Origin of the sequence: Mycobacterium farcinogenes, from assembly GCF_019739075.1 — a bacterium.
Taxonomy (GTDB): domain Bacteria; phylum Actinomycetota; class Actinomycetes; order Mycobacteriales; family Mycobacteriaceae; genus Mycobacterium; species Mycobacterium senegalense.
The window spans coordinates 2,384,342-2,400,277 of the sequence record NZ_CP081673.1 but is presented as its reverse complement, the minus strand read 5'-3'; the positions used below and the strand labels follow the sequence as shown (position 1 = coordinate 2,400,277).

Annotated in this window: 15 protein-coding genes; 6 read left to right on the top strand and 9 right to left on the bottom strand. The window is 65.1% G+C overall.

The genetic code is table 11. The annotated features are described in order from the left end of the window. Nucleotides 1-333: 333 nt before the first annotated feature. Nucleotides 334-948, bottom strand: a complete 615-nt coding sequence (locus K6L26_RS11425) for a MerR family transcriptional regulator (protein ID WP_221853148.1) — start codon at nt 946-948, stop codon at nt 334-336. 318 nt (nt 949-1,266) lie between these two features. Here K6L26_RS11425 and K6L26_RS11420 point away from each other — a divergent pair, with 318 nt between their 5' ends. Beyond that, nucleotides 1,267-2,535 (top strand): MFS transporter, encoded by a 1,269-nt coding sequence (locus K6L26_RS11420; protein ID WP_019344824.1) that lies wholly within the window; start codon nt 1,267-1,269, stop codon nt 2,533-2,535. On the opposite strand, the gene K6L26_RS11415 is transcribed toward K6L26_RS11420, so the two are convergent. Next, complete coding sequence (locus K6L26_RS11415) at nt 2,520-3,740, bottom strand: low temperature requirement protein A (protein WP_221853147.1); 1,221 nt, start codon at nt 3,738-3,740, stop codon at nt 2,520-2,522. The two genes, K6L26_RS11420 and K6L26_RS11415, sit on opposite strands and share 16 nt — an antisense overlap. 203 nt (nt 3,741-3,943) lie before the next feature. On the opposite strand from K6L26_RS11415, the gene K6L26_RS11410 reads away from it, so the two are divergent. Further along, nucleotides 3,944-4,528 carry an AfsR/SARP family transcriptional regulator gene (locus tag K6L26_RS11410; RefSeq protein ID WP_076213332.1) on the top strand — a complete coding sequence of 195 codons (585 nt, stop codon included), beginning with the start codon at nt 3,944-3,946 and terminating at the stop codon, nt 4,526-4,528. Between the two features lie 136 nt (nt 4,529-4,664). Here the strand turns inward: K6L26_RS11410 and K6L26_RS11405 are convergent, their stop codons facing one another. The 5 genes from K6L26_RS11405 to K6L26_RS11385 all read right to left on the bottom strand — a co-directional run bounded on the left by K6L26_RS11405 (nt 4,665) and on the right by K6L26_RS11385 (nt 10,685). Further along, the gene (locus tag K6L26_RS11405; protein WP_245008747.1) at nt 4,665-5,381 is read right to left on the bottom strand and encodes a twin-arginine translocation pathway signal; all 717 of its coding nucleotides are present in this window, start codon (nt 5,379-5,381) and stop codon (nt 4,665-4,667) included. A 2-nt stretch (nt 5,382-5,383) separates the two neighbouring features. Beyond that, on the bottom strand, nt 5,384-6,220 hold the full coding sequence (locus K6L26_RS11400; RefSeq protein ID WP_221853146.1) for an Rv1363c family protein: 837 nt from the start codon (nt 6,218-6,220) through the stop codon (nt 5,384-5,386). Between the two features lie 139 nt (nt 6,221-6,359). Beyond that, nucleotides 6,360-7,868: a FadD3 family acyl-CoA ligase gene (locus K6L26_RS11395; RefSeq protein ID WP_221853145.1), complete on the bottom strand. Its 1,509-nt coding sequence runs from the start codon at nt 7,866-7,868 to the stop codon at nt 6,360-6,362. Nucleotides 7,869-7,871: 3 nt separating this feature from the next. Continuing rightward, entirely contained in the window at nt 7,872-9,062 is a 1,191-nt protein-coding gene (locus tag K6L26_RS11390) for an amidohydrolase family protein (RefSeq protein ID WP_019344831.1), read from the bottom strand. A gap of 81 nt (nt 9,063-9,143) precedes the next feature. Next, nucleotides 9,144-10,685: an AMP-binding protein gene (locus K6L26_RS11385; RefSeq protein ID WP_221853144.1), complete on the bottom strand. Its 1,542-nt coding sequence runs from the start codon at nt 10,683-10,685 to the stop codon at nt 9,144-9,146. 58 nt (nt 10,686-10,743) lie between these two features. On the opposite strand from K6L26_RS11385, the gene K6L26_RS11380 reads away from it, so the two are divergent. Then, nucleotides 10,744-11,460: an enoyl-CoA hydratase/isomerase family protein gene (locus K6L26_RS11380; protein ID WP_019344833.1), complete on the top strand. Its 717-nt coding sequence runs from the start codon at nt 10,744-10,746 to the stop codon at nt 11,458-11,460. A 12-nt stretch (nt 11,461-11,472) separates the two neighbouring features. Here K6L26_RS11380 and K6L26_RS11375 read toward each other — a convergent pair whose 3' ends face one another. Next, complete coding sequence (locus tag K6L26_RS11375) at nt 11,473-11,994, bottom strand: VOC family protein (protein ID WP_019344834.1); 522 nt, start codon at nt 11,992-11,994, stop codon at nt 11,473-11,475. Between the two features lie 100 nt (nt 11,995-12,094). On the opposite strand from K6L26_RS11375, the gene K6L26_RS11370 reads away from it, so the two are divergent. Next, nucleotides 12,095-12,526 carry a Zn-ribbon domain-containing OB-fold protein gene (locus tag K6L26_RS11370; RefSeq protein WP_109783841.1) on the top strand — a complete coding sequence of 144 codons (432 nt, stop codon included), beginning with the start codon at nt 12,095-12,097 and terminating at the stop codon, nt 12,524-12,526. Between the two features lie 13 nt (nt 12,527-12,539). Beyond that, entirely contained in the window at nt 12,540-13,685 is a 1,146-nt protein-coding gene (locus K6L26_RS11365; protein WP_036393325.1) for a thiolase family protein, read from the top strand. A 73-nt stretch (nt 13,686-13,758) separates the two neighbouring features. Here the strand turns inward: K6L26_RS11365 and K6L26_RS11360 are convergent, their stop codons facing one another. After that, complete coding sequence (locus tag K6L26_RS11360) at nt 13,759-14,364, bottom strand: TetR/AcrR family transcriptional regulator (protein ID WP_019349105.1); 606 nt, start codon at nt 14,362-14,364, stop codon at nt 13,759-13,761. 188 nt (nt 14,365-14,552) lie between these two features. Here K6L26_RS11360 and K6L26_RS11355 point away from each other — a divergent pair, with 188 nt between their 5' ends. Beyond that, nucleotides 14,553-15,845, top strand: coding sequence for a cytochrome P450 (locus K6L26_RS11355; protein ID WP_047037643.1), 1,293 nt, complete (start codon nt 14,553-14,555; stop codon nt 15,843-15,845). Nucleotides 15,846-15,936: the final 91 nt, after the last annotated feature.

The following is a 15,936-nucleotide window of genomic DNA, read 5'->3' as shown; positions in this document are numbered from 1 at the left end:
GCCAGATTGGTTACTGGCGAGTTCTACGCATGGGTAACCGCCGGTAACGTCACGCCGCGCCGAGCGGCGCCCAAAGCTATTCGGGACAAACGTCCTGCATGCAGGTGGTTACGGTCGAGTAGGGACAACTGCGCAGATCAAGGCAGTATTGTTATCGAATCGTTATCTAAATTTTCCGCCACATCCGCGGCCCCGAAGTGGCCTGCAACCGGCAGACAATCGCGCCGATTCCGTCCAGCGAATCCTGAGCGTCCGAACAAAAAGTTTGCTGGAATATCTTACTCACCGGTAACAATTTCCATCCGGCTGACAAATGACGGCGGTCGCCGGGCCCTAGTCGGCGGTGGCCAAGCTCCTCCGCACGGCCCGTTCGACCTCGACCGAGACCACGGCGTGGACCAGCTGACGCAGATCCGTGTCGGACGGGACCTCACGGGTCTCGTTGAGCGCAGCCGCGGCAGCCGCGGCCACCTGATCGACGGCCGCGTCGGTCGACCGGGCGACGTGGGCGACGATCCGGATACAGCGCCGCTGATCCTGTGCGCCGGTGACGAGCGCGGCCAAGGCGGGGTCGGGCATCTCCGCGGAACCCTCGACCACCCGCACCAATCCGGCCTCCGCGAGCACGCGGACATCGTCGTCGTCAGGATCTACGTTGAGCGTCGATGCGTCTGGTCGGCACCAGTCCGACGCGTCGATCCCGAGGGCTTCGGACAGATCCTTACCGCTGCGCAAGCCCGCGAAGAACTCGGCGATGTGCGCCGAGTTGAAACCCTTGGCGAGTAGCTGGCTGATCGCCGTCAACTGAGCCAGATGCCGCTCGCCGTAGTAAGCCGAGCGCCCTACGCGCCGCGGCGAATCGAGCAATCCGCGCTCACGGTAAGCGCGGATATTGCGGGCGCTGACGCCGGAAATGCGCGCCAGGTCTTCCAGACGGTACTCAGACAAGCCGACGTCCTCCGCGCCGGTTTGAACAGCGATTCATGCCGACACCCTACTCCCCAGTTAATGCCGCGAGCGAATTTACACCTAAGCACATCGCCCATCCAGCACCTCCGCTCGCACGGCAGTTAGCTGCATATATGCCGCATCACCCGTCTCATTCTTCACGCGAGTGTGCATTTTCAGCCAACTCTTAGATTCGTCCGAAAGCCGACCGCGAGACCAAATTCACAGCCCCGACAATGACGGGCGTTCGCTTCGTCGCCTCCGGTGCGAGAGCATGTACGTCTGCCCCGACAAATACATTCGACGAAAGGTGCCCGCGTGCGTCCCTGGATCGTGTGGGCCACCGGGCTACTCGCCTACATCATCGCGGTCCTCGACCGCACCACCCTCGGTGTCTCGGGTCTACAGGCCGCCGACAGATTTGCCGCGAGCCCGGGGGTGCTCTCCACGTTCGTGGTGCTCCAGGTGATCGTCTACGCCGCGGCGCAGGTTCCGGCCGGATTGCTGTTGGACCGCTTCGGTTCCCGCGCACTCATCGTGTGCGGCGCCGCGCTGATGACCTCAGGCCAACTCGTGCTCGCGCTCAGTGAGTCCCTGCCGGCGGCCATCGGCGCACGGGCCGTCGTCGGCCTCGGTGACGCTTTGACCTTCATCTCCGTTCTCCGCCTCGTCCCGTACTGGTTCGAACCCGAGCGGGTTCCGTTGGTCGCCCAGTTGACCGGCATCTGCGGGCAACTCGGCCAAGTCCTCTCCGCCGTCCCATTCCTCGCGATCCTCACCGGCTCGGGATGGACACCGGCATACCTGTCGGTCGCGGCGTTCGGCGTCGTGGTGATCGCGCTGGCGTTGGCACTGATTCGCAACACCCCGCACGGTTCGGCCCTGACATCCGAGCCGATCTCCCTGCACACCACCCTGTCTCGCATCAAGACCGTCTGGCTGCGTCCCGGAACCAGGCTCGGATTCTTCACCCACATGGGCACCCAGTTCTCGGTCACCGTGTTCGCCCTCATGTGGGGGGTGCCCTACCTCACGGTGGCGCAGGGACTTTCGGAGACCGCAGCGGGGTCCCTGCTGACCATCTCTGTGGTCGCCGCCATCTCGGCCGGAATCGTCATCGGCATATTCACCGGACGTCATCCCCACCGCAGGTCACGGCTGGTGCTGTGGATCATCGCCAGCAACGCCCTGGTGTGGACCGTGGTGCTGGCCTTGCCCGGCCCGGCGCCGGTGTGGTTGTTGGTGGTGCTGATCGTGGTGATCTCGGTGGGCGGTCCCGGTTCGATGGTCGGCTTCGACTTCGCTCGCACCTTCAATCCGAGCCACACGCTCGGCACAGCCCAGGGCATGGTGAACATGGGGGGCTTCCTGGCAGCACTGCTCGTGATGCAGGCCATGGGCTTGATCCTGTCCGGAGCCGACAGCTATTCGTTCGCCTCGTTCCGGCTGGCCTGGTCAGTGCAGTACGCGGTGTGGGTCCTGGCCACGATCGGAATCCTGATCACCCGCCACAAGACGCGGCGCCTACTCGCCGCCGAACAGGAACGAATGTTGTTGGAGAGCTTCGAGACTCACCCGGGTCGGTGAACGTCCAGGCGGCGGCCGACGATCTCGGCGGCGTGCCGGTGCCCGACCGCCTCGAACCCGATGACCACCACCACCGGTGCCGCGGTGACGACCAAGAGACACAGCGCCATTGACGTGCCCTGCGCCGCCAGCACCACCGCGATCACCAGGACCGCTGCGGCCAGCACCAGCAACAGCGCATGCAACAGATCGAGCTCTTTCACCAGGAATGAGTAGATGACGAACATCGCCACCAGGTAGACGCCCACCGGGATCGCCACGGCCAGCACCGTGCCTACGGCATCCAGCTTCGATTCACCGTCGACGTAATAGGCGGCGACGTGCAATCCCGCGCCGGTGGCCACGATCGCCGCGAACACGGCCAGGTGCAGATATCCGTACCAGAACGACAGCGTGCGCTGGGCATGCAACAGGGCGCCGGCCGGAACGAGGAAGTAGACCCACCACATCCCGAAGGTCAGCCCGATACCGGCGGCCACGAGCAGGATCGCGTCGGTGGACCAGCCGTGCTCCCCCACCGCCGCCGTCAGGGACGCCACCGTGCCGACCACGCCCTCGCCCAGCGCGATGATCGCCAGCAGTCCATAGCGCTCGGCCACGTGATGGGCGTGCCACGGGGTGCCGCCCATCAGCCGCTCGGCCAAGATCGGTCCACTGATCTCCACGACCATCAGCACCAGTGCGGTACCGAAGAACACCGTCAACGACGTCTGGACGAAGATCTGCACCACCCACCCGATCTGCGCGACGACGACTGCGCCTGCGTAGGTCAGGCACGCCGTGCGGCGGGGCGGATCCTGCACGGCAGCGCGTAACCACTGTCCCACCAACGCAATTCGCATCACCACGTAGCCGGCGACCATCACCACGTTGTCGACGTGCCCGCCGTGTTCGATGGAAGCGAAGACCGGGGGTATCCCCATCGCCAGGATGATGACGCCGACCATCTGCAGCATCGTCATCACCCGATAGATCCAGTCGTCGGTGTCATAGGCGGAGGCGAACCAGGTGAAGTTCATCCACGCCCACCAGATCGCGAACGCGGAGAACCCGAACCCCGCCAGCCCGGCCGACACGTGGCCGTCGGCCATCAGGTGCGCAAGCTGTGCGGCCGCAACGCCGAAGGCGATCACGAAGGTCAGGTCGAACAACAATTCCAGCGGGGTCGCCGCGCGGTGCTCTTCATGCGGGTCCCGGCCGCTCATCCGGCTCAGCCGATGGGTTTGAACCGGGCTCGGTCTGTCCTCGTTCACCCTTATATGTCCCTTTCTCGCCAGATCGCATCGCAATTCCACCGCATCAGGGCGTCGGCGGTCGGATTGTCGACGGCGTGGTGGCGGAAACATACGCCGAACACAGGTAGTGCACTACTGATGTCAGTGGAGCAGCCAGGCTCGAGGATGAGCGTGTGTCCAAGCAATTCAGCCTGAACGTCCTCGGCGAGTTCGCCGTATACCGCGACCTGGAGCCGGTGCTGTTGCCGCCGTCGTGTCGACGGTTGGTGGCGTTGGCCGCGGTCAAGCGCCGTGAACTGCATCGCAGCTGGGTGTGTGACTTGCTGTGGCCGGGGACCCCGCCGCAGAAGGCGGTGTCCTCGCTGCGCTCCGCCCTGTGGCGGTTGCGGCCGTTGGGCGCCGATGCCCTGCTCGTAGTTCGGCATCAGTACGTCAGTCTCGCCCCCGACGTGAAGGTCGACTGGCACGAAGCCCTTGCCCTGCACGAGGCGATGGCAGAGGTGGACCGGCGACCGGCACCGGCAGACACCCATCCTGCCCTGCACCGGCTGATCCGAAGCCGTGATCTGCTCGAAGGCTGGCCAGACTCCTGGTGCGCGGCCGAGCGGGACCGCTACCGGGCCATCAAACGGTCGGTCCTGGACGCACCTGGCGGCTTGGCGCCGAGGCAGGTAACGCATTACCTACCGCCAGGCGCCCCGCACCGATCAGTGCAGCATGGCGGACGCCACAACGACGACGCGAGATGCCTGCCATGAGTGCGCTACTGCTCGTGCTCGCCGTGGCCGGCGCGGCAGTTACCGCACTGGCCATCCACGACCTGCAGAGCTGGCTGGAGCGATGGGCCTACGAGCGGCACGCGCAAGACTGATGCCGCCCGCCGGGGACCGGTTGCTACACCGGGTCGAACGATGAGATCAACCAGTTGCCGTCGATCTTGCTCAGCCCGACCTTGACCGCACTGGCCGAGAAACTGCCGTTCGGGTTGTCGGCACTGGTGGTGGCCTGGTTGACGAAGACCAGGGCGACCGCCGAATCGGGATGGATCTCCGAGATGGCCGAGCGAACCACCGAGGCCGCGGTCTTGACCGACTTCTGCTTGGCGGCCGGCGCGACGATCTCCTGGGTGAACTGGGTGTAGTACGACAGGAAATCCCCGGTCAGATGCGACTTGGCAGCGCTGAAATCCCGGTCAAGACTGTCGGGGGCATAACTCAGCAATGCCACCGTGCCGTCGTTCGCCGCCTTGAGCACCGTCGCCGACGCATCCGGACCCGTCTGCTGGTCCACCCGATACTGCGCGAAGTACAGCCAGCCGGTCAGTGCTGCGGATGCGATCAGCGCCGCTGCCAGGGCCAGCGGGAACCACATCTTGACCAGCTTCTGCCGCCATCCAAGATTGGCCGGGGGGTCAGCCGGGGCGTCGTCGGACACGTCAGCTTCGGCCTTGGTCTCGCCGGCGTCGGTGGTCTCCTCCTCGACCACCGCGTCGGTGTCGTCTGTCTCGACGGCCGTCTCGGTGTCGTCTGTCTCGACGGCCGTCTCGGTGTCGTCTGTCTCGACGGCCGTCTCGGTGTCGTCTTTCTCGGTCTCTTTGGTTTCCTGGTCCAGGCTCACGGCACGAACTCGACTTTCGACAGCTTGATCTGGTCACCCTCGCGGACCAAGTCCACGGCCACCCGCCACGGTCGGGGTTGCTTGTTGGCCCCAGTGGTATTGGTGACCTTGGTGTTCACCGCCACCAGGACCACCGCCTTGTCGTCGCTCATGCTGTCGACGGCGGCACCGGTGACATTGGCCTCGGTCACCACTTTCGCGTCCTGGGCGAGCTTGACGAAGTCTTTGGACTGGGCTTCGAAATCTTCCCGGAATTCGCCGGTGGAGTTGTCGAGGATGCTCTTGACCGCGTCCTGGGCGTGGTTGAAGTCGAGCGACATCAAGGTCACGACCGTCTGGCGGGCCGCCGCGGTGTATTCGGCGGTCAACTGCTCGCGATGTTGGGCCTGGCGATGATGCCAGATCATCAACCCGCTCAGCACGAGCAGGCCGACGATGACGATGAGCGTGATGCAGGTCGCCAGCACTTTCCAGAACAGGCGCGAGACCCGGCGCGAGGGGGTGCTGTCAGTCTCAGCCTCTACCCCGGTGCTGTCGGTGACTTCGGCGGCCCCGGTTTCGGCCGGCTCGGGGGTGTCGTCAGCATCGACGGCCGACTCCTCGGCGGCGTCGTCGAGGACTTCGGGAAACTCGGCGATGTCGGCGGCGCCCTTGTCGGCGGCGGCCTCGTTGCGCAGCCGAATCGCTTTGGCCCTGGCCCGCGCGGCCGCTGCCACCGCCTCGGCCTCGGCGGCCTCCGCTTCGGCCTGTTCGGCCAACTTGAGCGCGTCGTCGGGCGACGCCTTATCTTCGCTAGTATCGAGTACCGGCGACGAAGGCTTGCGGGACGGCATGCCGACCTCCTGTCCGTTCAGCAGCCTGCTTAACGAGAATTACGTTATCAGTTTGCGGTAGTGACCCGAGAGTACATCATCGGCTGCAGGCACTTAAATGCCTATTTACCTGCGGAAATGATGTTTACGTGCTGTGCGTTCACTTAGCTTGGATTGCCGCTATCCGCTTCTCGAGCTCATTCTTCATCACCTTGCCAGTAGCGTTGAGCGGTAGCTCGTCGAGAAACTCGACATACCGGGGCACCTTGTAGCCGGCCATTCGCTCACGGCTCCAGGCGATCAATTCCTCGGCGGCGATCCCCTGACCACTCGGGTCGTCTCGGAGGACCACGAATGCCTTGCCGACCTGCCCCATCCGCTCATCGGCGACGCCGATGACAGCAACCTGGGCAATCGCGGGATGCTCGAGCAGGAACCCCTCGATCTCGGCGGGATAGGCGTTGAATCCGCCGACGATGAACATGTCCTTCTTACGTCCGACGATCCGCAGCCGCCCGGATTCGGTGAACTCGCCGAGGTCTCCGGTGTGCAGCCAGCCGTCGGCGTCGATCGCCTCGGCGGTGGCAGCGGGATCGTCCAGATAGCCCTGCATCACGTTGTAACCCCGAACGAGGACCTCGGTGTCGTCGGCGATGCGGACATCGACGCCCTCGCACGGTAGCCCGGCGGTGGTGGCCACGTCCTCGGCCGAGTCGCCCGGCCGCGAGAGCGTGACATTGCCCGCCTCGGTCAGGCCGTAGCCGGTCATCAATGTCTGGAACGGCAGCTCTTCGCGGATCCGGCGTACCAACTCGACCGGGATGTCCGCGGCGCCGGTCACCCCGGCCCGCAGCGTCGACAGCCTGGTCCGGTCCGGGACAGCCAGCAATGAGTGATACAGCGTAGGTGGACCGGGCAGCATCGTGATGCGTTCGCGTTCAATGAGTTCGACGACATCATCGATGTCGAAGACGGCCACCGGCAGCATCGTCGCACCGCGCAGAAAAGACGCCACCAATCCGGCCTTCAACCCGAACGTGTGGAAGTACGGGTTGATCATCAGATAGCGGTCGCCCTCGCGCAGATCCGCCAGGGTGGCCCACTCCTCGTAGGCCCGCAGTGTCTGGCGATGGTTCATCATCGCGCCCTTGGGCCTGCCGGTGGTGCCCGAGGTAAAGATGACATCAGCGATGTCGGTGGACTGCACGTCGCGTGTGAACGGTGAGCCGCTGTCCAGGAAGTCCGACTTCAGATCGATGACCGGCACCTCGAGGTCGATGCCGGAGAAGCCGAAATCCTGTCCGAGGAAGCCCTCTTGGACCATCACCGCCTTGGCACCGCTGCGTGCCACCACGTCGGCGGCCTCGTCGGTCTTGAACCGGGTGTTGACCGGGACCAGCACGCCACCGGCGGCCATGATCCCGAACGCCGCGACGATCCACTCGGCCGAGTTGGGGGCCCAGACCGCGACCCGGTCCCCCTTGGCGATGCCGAACTCGGCGAACGCACCCGAAGCCTTCCGGATGCGCTCGCCGAGTTCGGTAAAGGTCAGACGCAGCGGACCGTCGGCCTCAGCCGAATTGTCGCCATAGTCGACGACAGCTTCGGCGTCGCCGAACCGGTCCGCCGCGCTCAAGACCATCTCGGGGATGGTCTGCCAGTTCGACACCCGTTAAGTGGTGACGAGGCGACCGAGGTTGCCGCCCATGATCTTCGCCTGGTCCTCGACGGCCAGGTGCTCGAGCGCGGTGACGTAGTGCGTCGGCTCGGCCAGGCCCTCGGGGTGCGGCCAATCGGAGCCGTACAGCACCTGATCGACACCGATCAGGTTGATCAGATCGTCGATGCCTTCTTCGTAGAACGGGCTGACGTAGATGCGGTTCTTGATCTCTTCGATCGGGTTGCCCAGGAATGCCTCGGGGGCCTTCTTGTACACCTCGGCCATCGAATCAAGAAGGGGGAACATCCATTTCGAGCCGGCCTCGACGATACCCACCTTGAGCTTCGGGTGGCGGAACAGCGCACCGTGGATCACCCAGGAGGCCACCGCGTCCTGAATGGGACGCCACTCGTTGAGGATCGACATCGCGTTGGTCTGGAACGGCAGCATCTCCTGCACCGTGCCGTCCCATTCAGAGGTGTAGCGCGAGTAGCCGCTGTCAGAGGAGTGCATGCCGACGAACACGTCGTACTCGACGCAGCGCTCCCAGAAGGGGTCGAACTCGGGCAGCGCGAAGGAGCGCGGGCCGCGGAAGCCGGGCACCGGCGCCGGGCGGACCAGGATGGCGCGGGCGCCACGCTTGACGGCCCACTCCAGCTCCTCGATGGCCTTCTCGACGATCGGCAGGGTGATCACCGGGGTGACGAAGATGCGGTTCTGGTAGTTGAAGCCCCAGACCTCGTCGAGCCACTGGTTGAGCGAGTGGATGATGACGTGGATTGCCACCGGATTGTCGCGCAGCCGCTCCTCGATGAGGCTGGCCAGCGTCGGGAACATCAACGATCGGTCGACACCGAGTTCATTCATCAGCTCCAGACGCGGGGCCGGCTCGAAGAATGCCGGGATGGACCGCATCGGCTCACCGAACAGTTCGCGCTTGCTCTTGCCGTCCGGGTTACCGAACTTGAAGTACTCCTCCCACGCACCCGGCTTGGCGACATGCGAGAACGTCGGGTTCGGGATGTAGTTGCTGATGTGGCCGTCGATCGCAATCTTGGTGCGGCCGTTGACCTCCACGTACTGGACGATGTCCTTGTACTCCTTGGGGAGGTACTTGGTCATCGCCTCCGGCGGCTCATAGAGGTGGTTGTCCGCGTCGAACAACGGAAACGGAATGTCGACCCTATGCGACAGTTGTCCCATGGAAAACTCCTTTGCAATTCGAGAGAATCATATTCTCACTTGGTAGCTGTCGCAATGCCCAGCCAGCACCTGATGTGCTGTTCACCGGGCGATTGCGGCGATCTGCTGACGGATGACGAACTTTTGCACCTTGCCGCTGGCCGTGCGGGGAAAATCCTCGGCCTCATGTAGCTCTTCCGGCCATTTCTGCCGGGCCACGCCGCTGGATTCGAAATGCGCCCGCATTTGGTCGAGCGTGGGCATCGTGCCGCCGTCGCGTATCCGCAGCACGGCTGCCACGCGCTCGCCCAACCGGCTGTCCGGGGCGGCCACCACGATCGCCTCGATCACCTCCGGCAGGGCGAGCAGCACCTCCTCCACTTCCAGCGCGCTGATGTTCTCCCCACCGCGGATGATGAGGTCGGTGGTGCGGTCGGTGATCGTCAGATATCCGTCGTCGTCGAGCACGCCGATGTCCCCGGTGCGATACCAGCCGTCGGCGTCGAAATGTTTTGCGGTGAGGGCATCGTCGGTGTAGCCCAGGCACAGGTCCGGTCCGCGGCTGAAGATCTCGCCGTCGGGGCCGAGTCTGATCTCGACCCCGGGACGGACATTGCCGTCGGTGTACAACCGCTTGGCCTCCGGGGCCCCGGCTCCCGATCCGGTGATCGACGGATGTTCGGTACTGCCATAGGAGCGGAAGACGAACAGGCCGAGATCAGCCAGCCTGCGGGTGACGGCCGCCGGCACGGTCGAGCCGCCCAGCCCGACCGTGGTGAACCGGGCCAGATGACGCTCGTTGAACTTCGGGTGGTCCATCAGGCTGGTGACGAAGTAAGGCGGCCCGCCGCCGATCGACAGCTCGTCACGCTCGATCAGCTCCAGTACCTTGCCGGGATCCCAGACGTCGCACAGATCGATCGGGGCTCCTTCGAGCACCGGGATCAGGAAAGCACCGAGCATGCCGATGAAATGCCCGACGGGCGTGGCGGTGAGCTGCCGGCCGCGGTCCGGGGGGTAGTTCGCCAGCAACTGACGGGTTTCGAAGCCGAGTGTCTGGTGACTGTGGATAACACCTTTGGGCTCGCGGGTGGTTCCGGAGGTGAACGCGATCAGGGCCGGCGCCGCGGGATCTGCGGTCAGCGTGCCGCTCATCGGCTCGTCGGCGAGCAGGTCGGTGAACGACGATCGGCCCACCAGGCCGACGATCGGAACGTCGGCACACAGATCGGCGTCGAACTTCATCCGGCCGAACTGCTCGGTGGTGATGAACACCTTCGGCTTTGCCGTGGCCATGATGTGGCCGAGTTCCTTGCGCCCGTAGAAGTGCACGATCGGGACAGTCACCGCGCCGAGGAAGGCCGAGGCCCAGAAGGCGACCGCGGCCTCCATCCAGTTCGGCAGTTGCAGGGCCACCACATCGCCGGCTCCGACTCCACGATTCCGCAGGCCGGCGGCCAGCCTGCGGGCGGTCTGTTCGACCTCGCCGAACGTGCCCTGGTAGGGGCGGACCGCCGAGTGCACGTAGAACGCGGTATCGGGGCTGGCGGCCAGGCCTTCGGCCAGCATCTGGCCCAACGTTTCCGGCCGCCACCAGCCGTTTTCGACGTACCGTTTGGTCAGCTCAACGGGGATGTCGCGCACCTCGGTGATGTTATTCTCATCAAACGAGAATGCCAATCCCGGAACTGGAGAACGTTTGATGGTCGACCTCGAAATCGACGGCGAACTGGCGGTCATCACGATCGACCGTCCGCAGGCACGCAACGCCATCTCGCTGGACACCATGGATGCGCTGAACAAGGCGTTGGACGGGGCCGTCGGCGCCCGCGCCCTGGTGATCACCGGGGGCGGTGACCGCGCCTTCGTATCCGGGGGCGACCTCAAGGAACTGGCGGCACTGCGCACCGAGCTCGAAGCGTCCGAGATGGCGTGGCGGATGCGCACGATCTGCGACCGCATCGCCGCATTCGACGGACCGGTCATCGCGGCACTCAACGGCCACGCCCTCGGTGGTGGGGCCGAGGTCGCGGTAGCAGCGGACATCCGAATCGCTGCCGACGACATCAAGATCGGCTTCAATCAGGTGGCGCTGGCGATCATGCCGGCTTGGGGTGGGGCCGAGCGGCTCGCCACGCTGGTCGGCCGCAGTCGAGCGCTGCTGCTGGCCGGGACCGGACGTATTCTCGCCGCACGGGAAGCCGAGCAGGTCGGCCTGGTCGACCAGGTGGTACCGCGCGGGGAGTTCGCCGAGACCTGGCGGTCGACGGCACAGCTGCTGGCTCGACGTCAGGCCGGCGAGGTCAAGCGCGTGATCAACGGGGTGTCCACCACCGAGGCAGTTTCGGCATTCGCCCGGCTCTGGTGCTCCGACGAGCACTGGGCCGCCGCGGACAAGGTGATGAACAAGGGCAAATAAGCCGGTTCGGTGTCAGGCGCCCAGTTCCCGCACCGGGTCGCTGCCGTCCCAGTCGGCGGCCTGCGCGCGAACGTAGGCGCCCATTCCGGCCGAGGCCTCGGTCAGTTCCATGACCTCGACGATCGCGGCACCGGCCGGCGGTTCGAAGTAGGCGAAGCGCACCCCCTCCCGCTCGCCGCCGGACCACACCTGGGGCCAGCCGGCCGCGCTCAGTGTCGCCATCGCCGCATCGAAATCTTCCGTCCAGTAGGCAAGTTGGTGAAAACCTCCGCCGGTGGCGGTCAGGAACTCGGTGAAGATGCTGGGCGTCTCGTCCACTTGCTGGATCAATTCGACCTGCAGATCACCGCTGTTGGACAAGCCCAGCGACAACTTCACCTCGCACGGCACGCCCCGGTAGGTCACCTTCTGCGGCAGGTCGCGAATCACGAACCATGGGCCGACGCCCATCTTGAGCCAACCCGCTATCGCGTCGTCCAGATCCGTCACGACGTACCCGATCTGTCGGACGTCGCCCGGTAGTACCTCGCTCACGCCGCCCCCTTCTGTCCGTGCGGTTTCAGCGGTGTTCGCGAGCCTACCGACAGTCGGTTCTCACTAGACGAGAATTCCATTTCCAGTTATCGTCAGCGACGTGTCAACACAGATTGCTCTGGCGCCAGAGATCTCGACCTGGCCCGACGCCGAACCCCAGTTGATCGGCAGCCGGTGCACCGACTGCGCGGCCACCACTTTCCCCGCCCAGGCCCGTTGCCCCAGGTGCTCCGGCGGCAATACCTCTGAAATACGGCTGCCCCGCCGCGGCAGCGTCGTCGCCTGGACCACCCAGGGCTTCCCACCCGGCGCCCCCTACAAAGGCCCCACCGGAAAGAACTTCGTCCCCTTCGGTGTCGGCCTGGTCGAACTCAGCGACGAGAACGGGCCGGTGATCCGCGTCGAAGGCCGCCTCACCGAAAACGACCCGACGAAACTGCAATTCGGCATGGACGTCGAACTCACCATGATCCCGTTCACCACCGACGAAGAAGGCAACGAGATCTTCACGTTCGCCTTCCAGCCCGCCTAGAAAGGTCAACGCAATGACCAACGATGTAGCCATCATCGGCGTCGGCCTGCACCCGTTCGGCCGGTTCGACAAGACCGCGATGCAAATGGGCGCGGAGGCAATCCAATTCGCGCTCGAGGACGCGGGCCTGGAGTGGAAGGACATTCAGTTCGGCTTCGGCGGTAGCTACGAGGTGTCGAACCCCGACGCGGTCACCCGCCTGGTCGGGCTGACCGGCATCACGTTCACCAACGTGTTCAACGCCTGCGCCACTGCTGCCAGCGCAATCCAGCAGACCGCCGACACGATTCGGTTGGGCAAGTACGACATCGGTATCGCCATCGGCCTGGACAAGCACCCGCGCGGCGCGTTCACCGACGACCCGGCCAAACTCGCCCTGCCGCAGTGGTATGCCGAGAACGGCCAGTTCGTCACCACCAAGTTCTTCGGGATGAAGGCCAACCACTACATCCACAAGCACAACATTTCCGAGGAGACGTTGGCGCGGGTGGCCAACAAGAACTTCCGCAACGGTGAGAAGAACCCGAATGCGTTCCGCCGCAAGGAGATCTCGGTTGAGGAGATCATGGCCTCACCGGTGCTGAACTACCCGCTGCGGCAGTACATGTTCTGCGCCCCCGACGAAGGCGCGGCCGCGGTGATCATGTGCCGCGCCGACATCGCACACAAATACACGGACAAGCCGGTGTACGTGCGGGCCAGTGAGATCCGGACCCGGACGTTCGGCGCCTACGAGGTGCACGCCACCTCGGCGCCGCTCGATGAGGATCCCTCACCGACCGTGTTCGCCGCCAAGGCCGCCTACGAAGCCGCGGGCATCGGGCCCGAAGACGTGGACATCGCCCAGTTGCAGGACACCGACGCCGGCGCCGAGGTGATCCACATGGCCGAGACCGGGTTGTGCGCCGATGGTGAGCAGGAGAAGCTGCTGGCCGACGGTGCCACTGAGATCGGCGGCTCGATCCCGGTCAACACCGACGGCGGGCTGATCGCCAACGGCGAGCCCATCGGCGCCTCGGGGCTGCGCCAGATGCACGAGTTGGTCCGCCAACTCCGCGGTGAGGCCGGCGAGCGCCAGGTGCCCGGCAATCCCCGCGTCGGCCTGGCCCAGGTCTACGGCGCACCCGGCACGGCCTCGGCCACCATCCTGTCGCTCTAGCTGTGCAAACGTGAATGCCCCCCGCAGCCATCGTTTCGGGGGGCCTCCGCGTCTGCTCGCGCGAGGGCCAGCCTCAGGCCGGCAGTTCCAACGGTTGCGGTTCACCTTCCAGACGCCGCAACCAGTCTTCGCAGAACTTCAGCACTTCGGCGTGGCCCGCCGTCATCCCCAGCGCCTGCTCCATCACCATCACTCGAGACACGCTGGCGGCGATGAAGGTCCAGACAATGGGCGGCACTTCCGAGGATTCGACGCCGTAGCGCCGCAGTGCGGCTTCGATGGCCTTGGTCTCCGCCTCGCGGAACATTTCGGCGTAGCGGCCGATCTCAGCCCGCAGGGCCGGGCGGTGATTGGCAAGTCCGGTCATCTCCATCGTCAACCGGGTGGCACTCGGGTCGGTGCCGAATCGCCACAGCGCCCACAGCGGCTGAGGAGAGTTCAGGGCTTCGGCTTGTGCCGCCAGCCCCTCCTCGGCCCGCCTCGTGAACACCGCCAGGAACAGGTCGTCCATCGTGCGGAAGTAGTAGTGCACCAATTGGGGCTTCAGGCCGGCCCGCTCAGCCACCCGACGGGACGTCACCGCGACGTACCCCTCCTCGATCATCAGCGCCTCAGCGGCGTCGAGCAGCACGATCCGGTTCTTCGCGTCCGGCGCCCCGATCCTTCGCGCCGATGCCATCGATCCTCCTCACAAGATGTCCCCGACGACGTTTGGCCGATCGTAACTTTCCCCCGGCCAGGTGATCTTGACCACGACTCTACCGCCATGCTAAGCAGGTGCTCAGCAATTTTCGAAAATTCTTCGCGCGGTGCAGCCCGTCGCGAAACCACCGCAGCGCATATCGATTTCGGGAGGCAGCACACACCATGAGCGATTCCAGCACCACCGATTACGACACTGTCGACTACTTCACCGATCCGTCGCTGGTACCCGACCCACACCCGTACTTCGACCACCTGCGCAGCAAGTGCCCCGTCGTGAAGGAGCCCAACTACGGCGTCCTGGCGATCACCGGGTTCGAGGAAGCCACCACTGTCCTCAAGGACACCGAAACCTACTCGTCGTGCATCGCGGTGGCCGGACCGTTCCCGCCGCTGCCGTTCACCCCCGAGGGCGACGACATCACCGAGCAGATTGCCGCGCACCGGCCGCAGATGCCGATGTTCGAGCACATGGTCACCATGGATCCGCCCGACCACACCAACGCCCGCTCCCTGCTCAATCGGCTGCTCACACCGCGGCGGTTGAAGGAGAACGAGGACTTCATGTGGCGGCTGGCCGACCAGTGCCTCGACGATTTCATCGCCGACGGCAAGTGTGAGTTCCTCAGCGCGTATGCAAAACCCTTCTCCCTCTTGGTGATCGCCGACATGCTCGGCGTGCCCGAAGAAGACCACGAGGAGTTCCGCACGGTGCTCGGCGCGCCGCGTCCCGGGGCGCAGGTCGGCTCGCTCGACGGCGATCTCGTTGCCAGCAATCCGTTGGAATGGCTCGACGAGAAGTTCATCAGTTACCTGGAAGACCGGCGCAAAGAACCGCGCGACGACGTGCTGACGGCACTGGCCACGGCGAACTACCCGGACGGATCGGTGCCACCGGTCATCGAGGTGGTGCGGTCGGCGACGTTCCTCTTCGCGGCCGGCCAGGAAACCACCACCAAGCTGCTGTCCGCGTCGCTGCGGGTGCTCGGCGACCGTCCGGACATCCAGCAGGCCCTGCGCGACGACCGGAGCCGGATCCCGACCTTCGTCGAGGAGGCGCTGCGGATGGACGCACCGGTCAAGAGCCAGTTCCGGCTGGCCAAGAAGAACACCAAGCTCGGCGACATCGATGTGCCGGCCGGCACCACGATGATGGTGTGCCCGGGTGCGGTGAACCGGGATCCGGTCCGGTTCGAAGACCCGCACACTTTCAGCCTGGACCGCAAGAACGTGCGGGAGCACATCGCGTTCGGCCGCGGCGTGCACAGCTGCCCGGGTGGCCCGCTGGCGCGCGTCGAGGGCCGCGTGTCACTGGAGCGGATCCTGGACCGGATGGCCGACATAGGCATCGACGAGGAGTTTCACGGCCCCGCCGACGACCGTCGATACAACTACGAGCCGACGTTCATCCTGCGCGGCCTGACCGATCTGCACATCACGTTCAAGCCCGTGCGCTGACCGCCGCTCGACTGACGATTCCACGGATCTCGTCTTCGCCGCATTTGTTATTCTCCGATTGAGAGAATGACAATCTCACTAGCGAAGACGA

What these genes read in the sequence shown, in the direction of transcription:
- K6L26_RS11415 (WP_221853147.1), bottom strand. Translation starts at nt 3,740, where the DNA reads ATGAGCGGCCGGGACCCGCATGAAGAGCACCGCGCGGCGACCCCGCTG.
- K6L26_RS11400 (WP_221853146.1), bottom strand. Translation starts at nt 6,220, where the DNA reads ATGCCGTCCCGCAAGCCTTCGTCGCCGGTACTCGATACTAGCGAAGAT.
- K6L26_RS11390 (WP_019344831.1), bottom strand. Translation starts at nt 9,062, where the DNA reads ATGGGACAACTGTCGCATAGGGTCGACATTCCGTTTCCGTTGTTCGAC.
- K6L26_RS11380 (WP_019344833.1), top strand. Translation starts at nt 10,744, where the DNA reads ATGGTCGACCTCGAAATCGACGGCGAACTGGCGGTCATCACGATCGAC.
- K6L26_RS11365 (WP_036393325.1), top strand. Translation starts at nt 12,540, where the DNA reads ATGACCAACGATGTAGCCATCATCGGCGTCGGCCTGCACCCGTTCGGC.
- K6L26_RS11360 (WP_019349105.1), bottom strand. Translation starts at nt 14,364, where the DNA reads ATGGCATCGGCGCGAAGGATCGGGGCGCCGGACGCGAAGAACCGGATC.
- K6L26_RS11355 (WP_047037643.1), top strand. Translation starts at nt 14,553, where the DNA reads ATGAGCGATTCCAGCACCACCGATTACGACACTGTCGACTACTTCACC.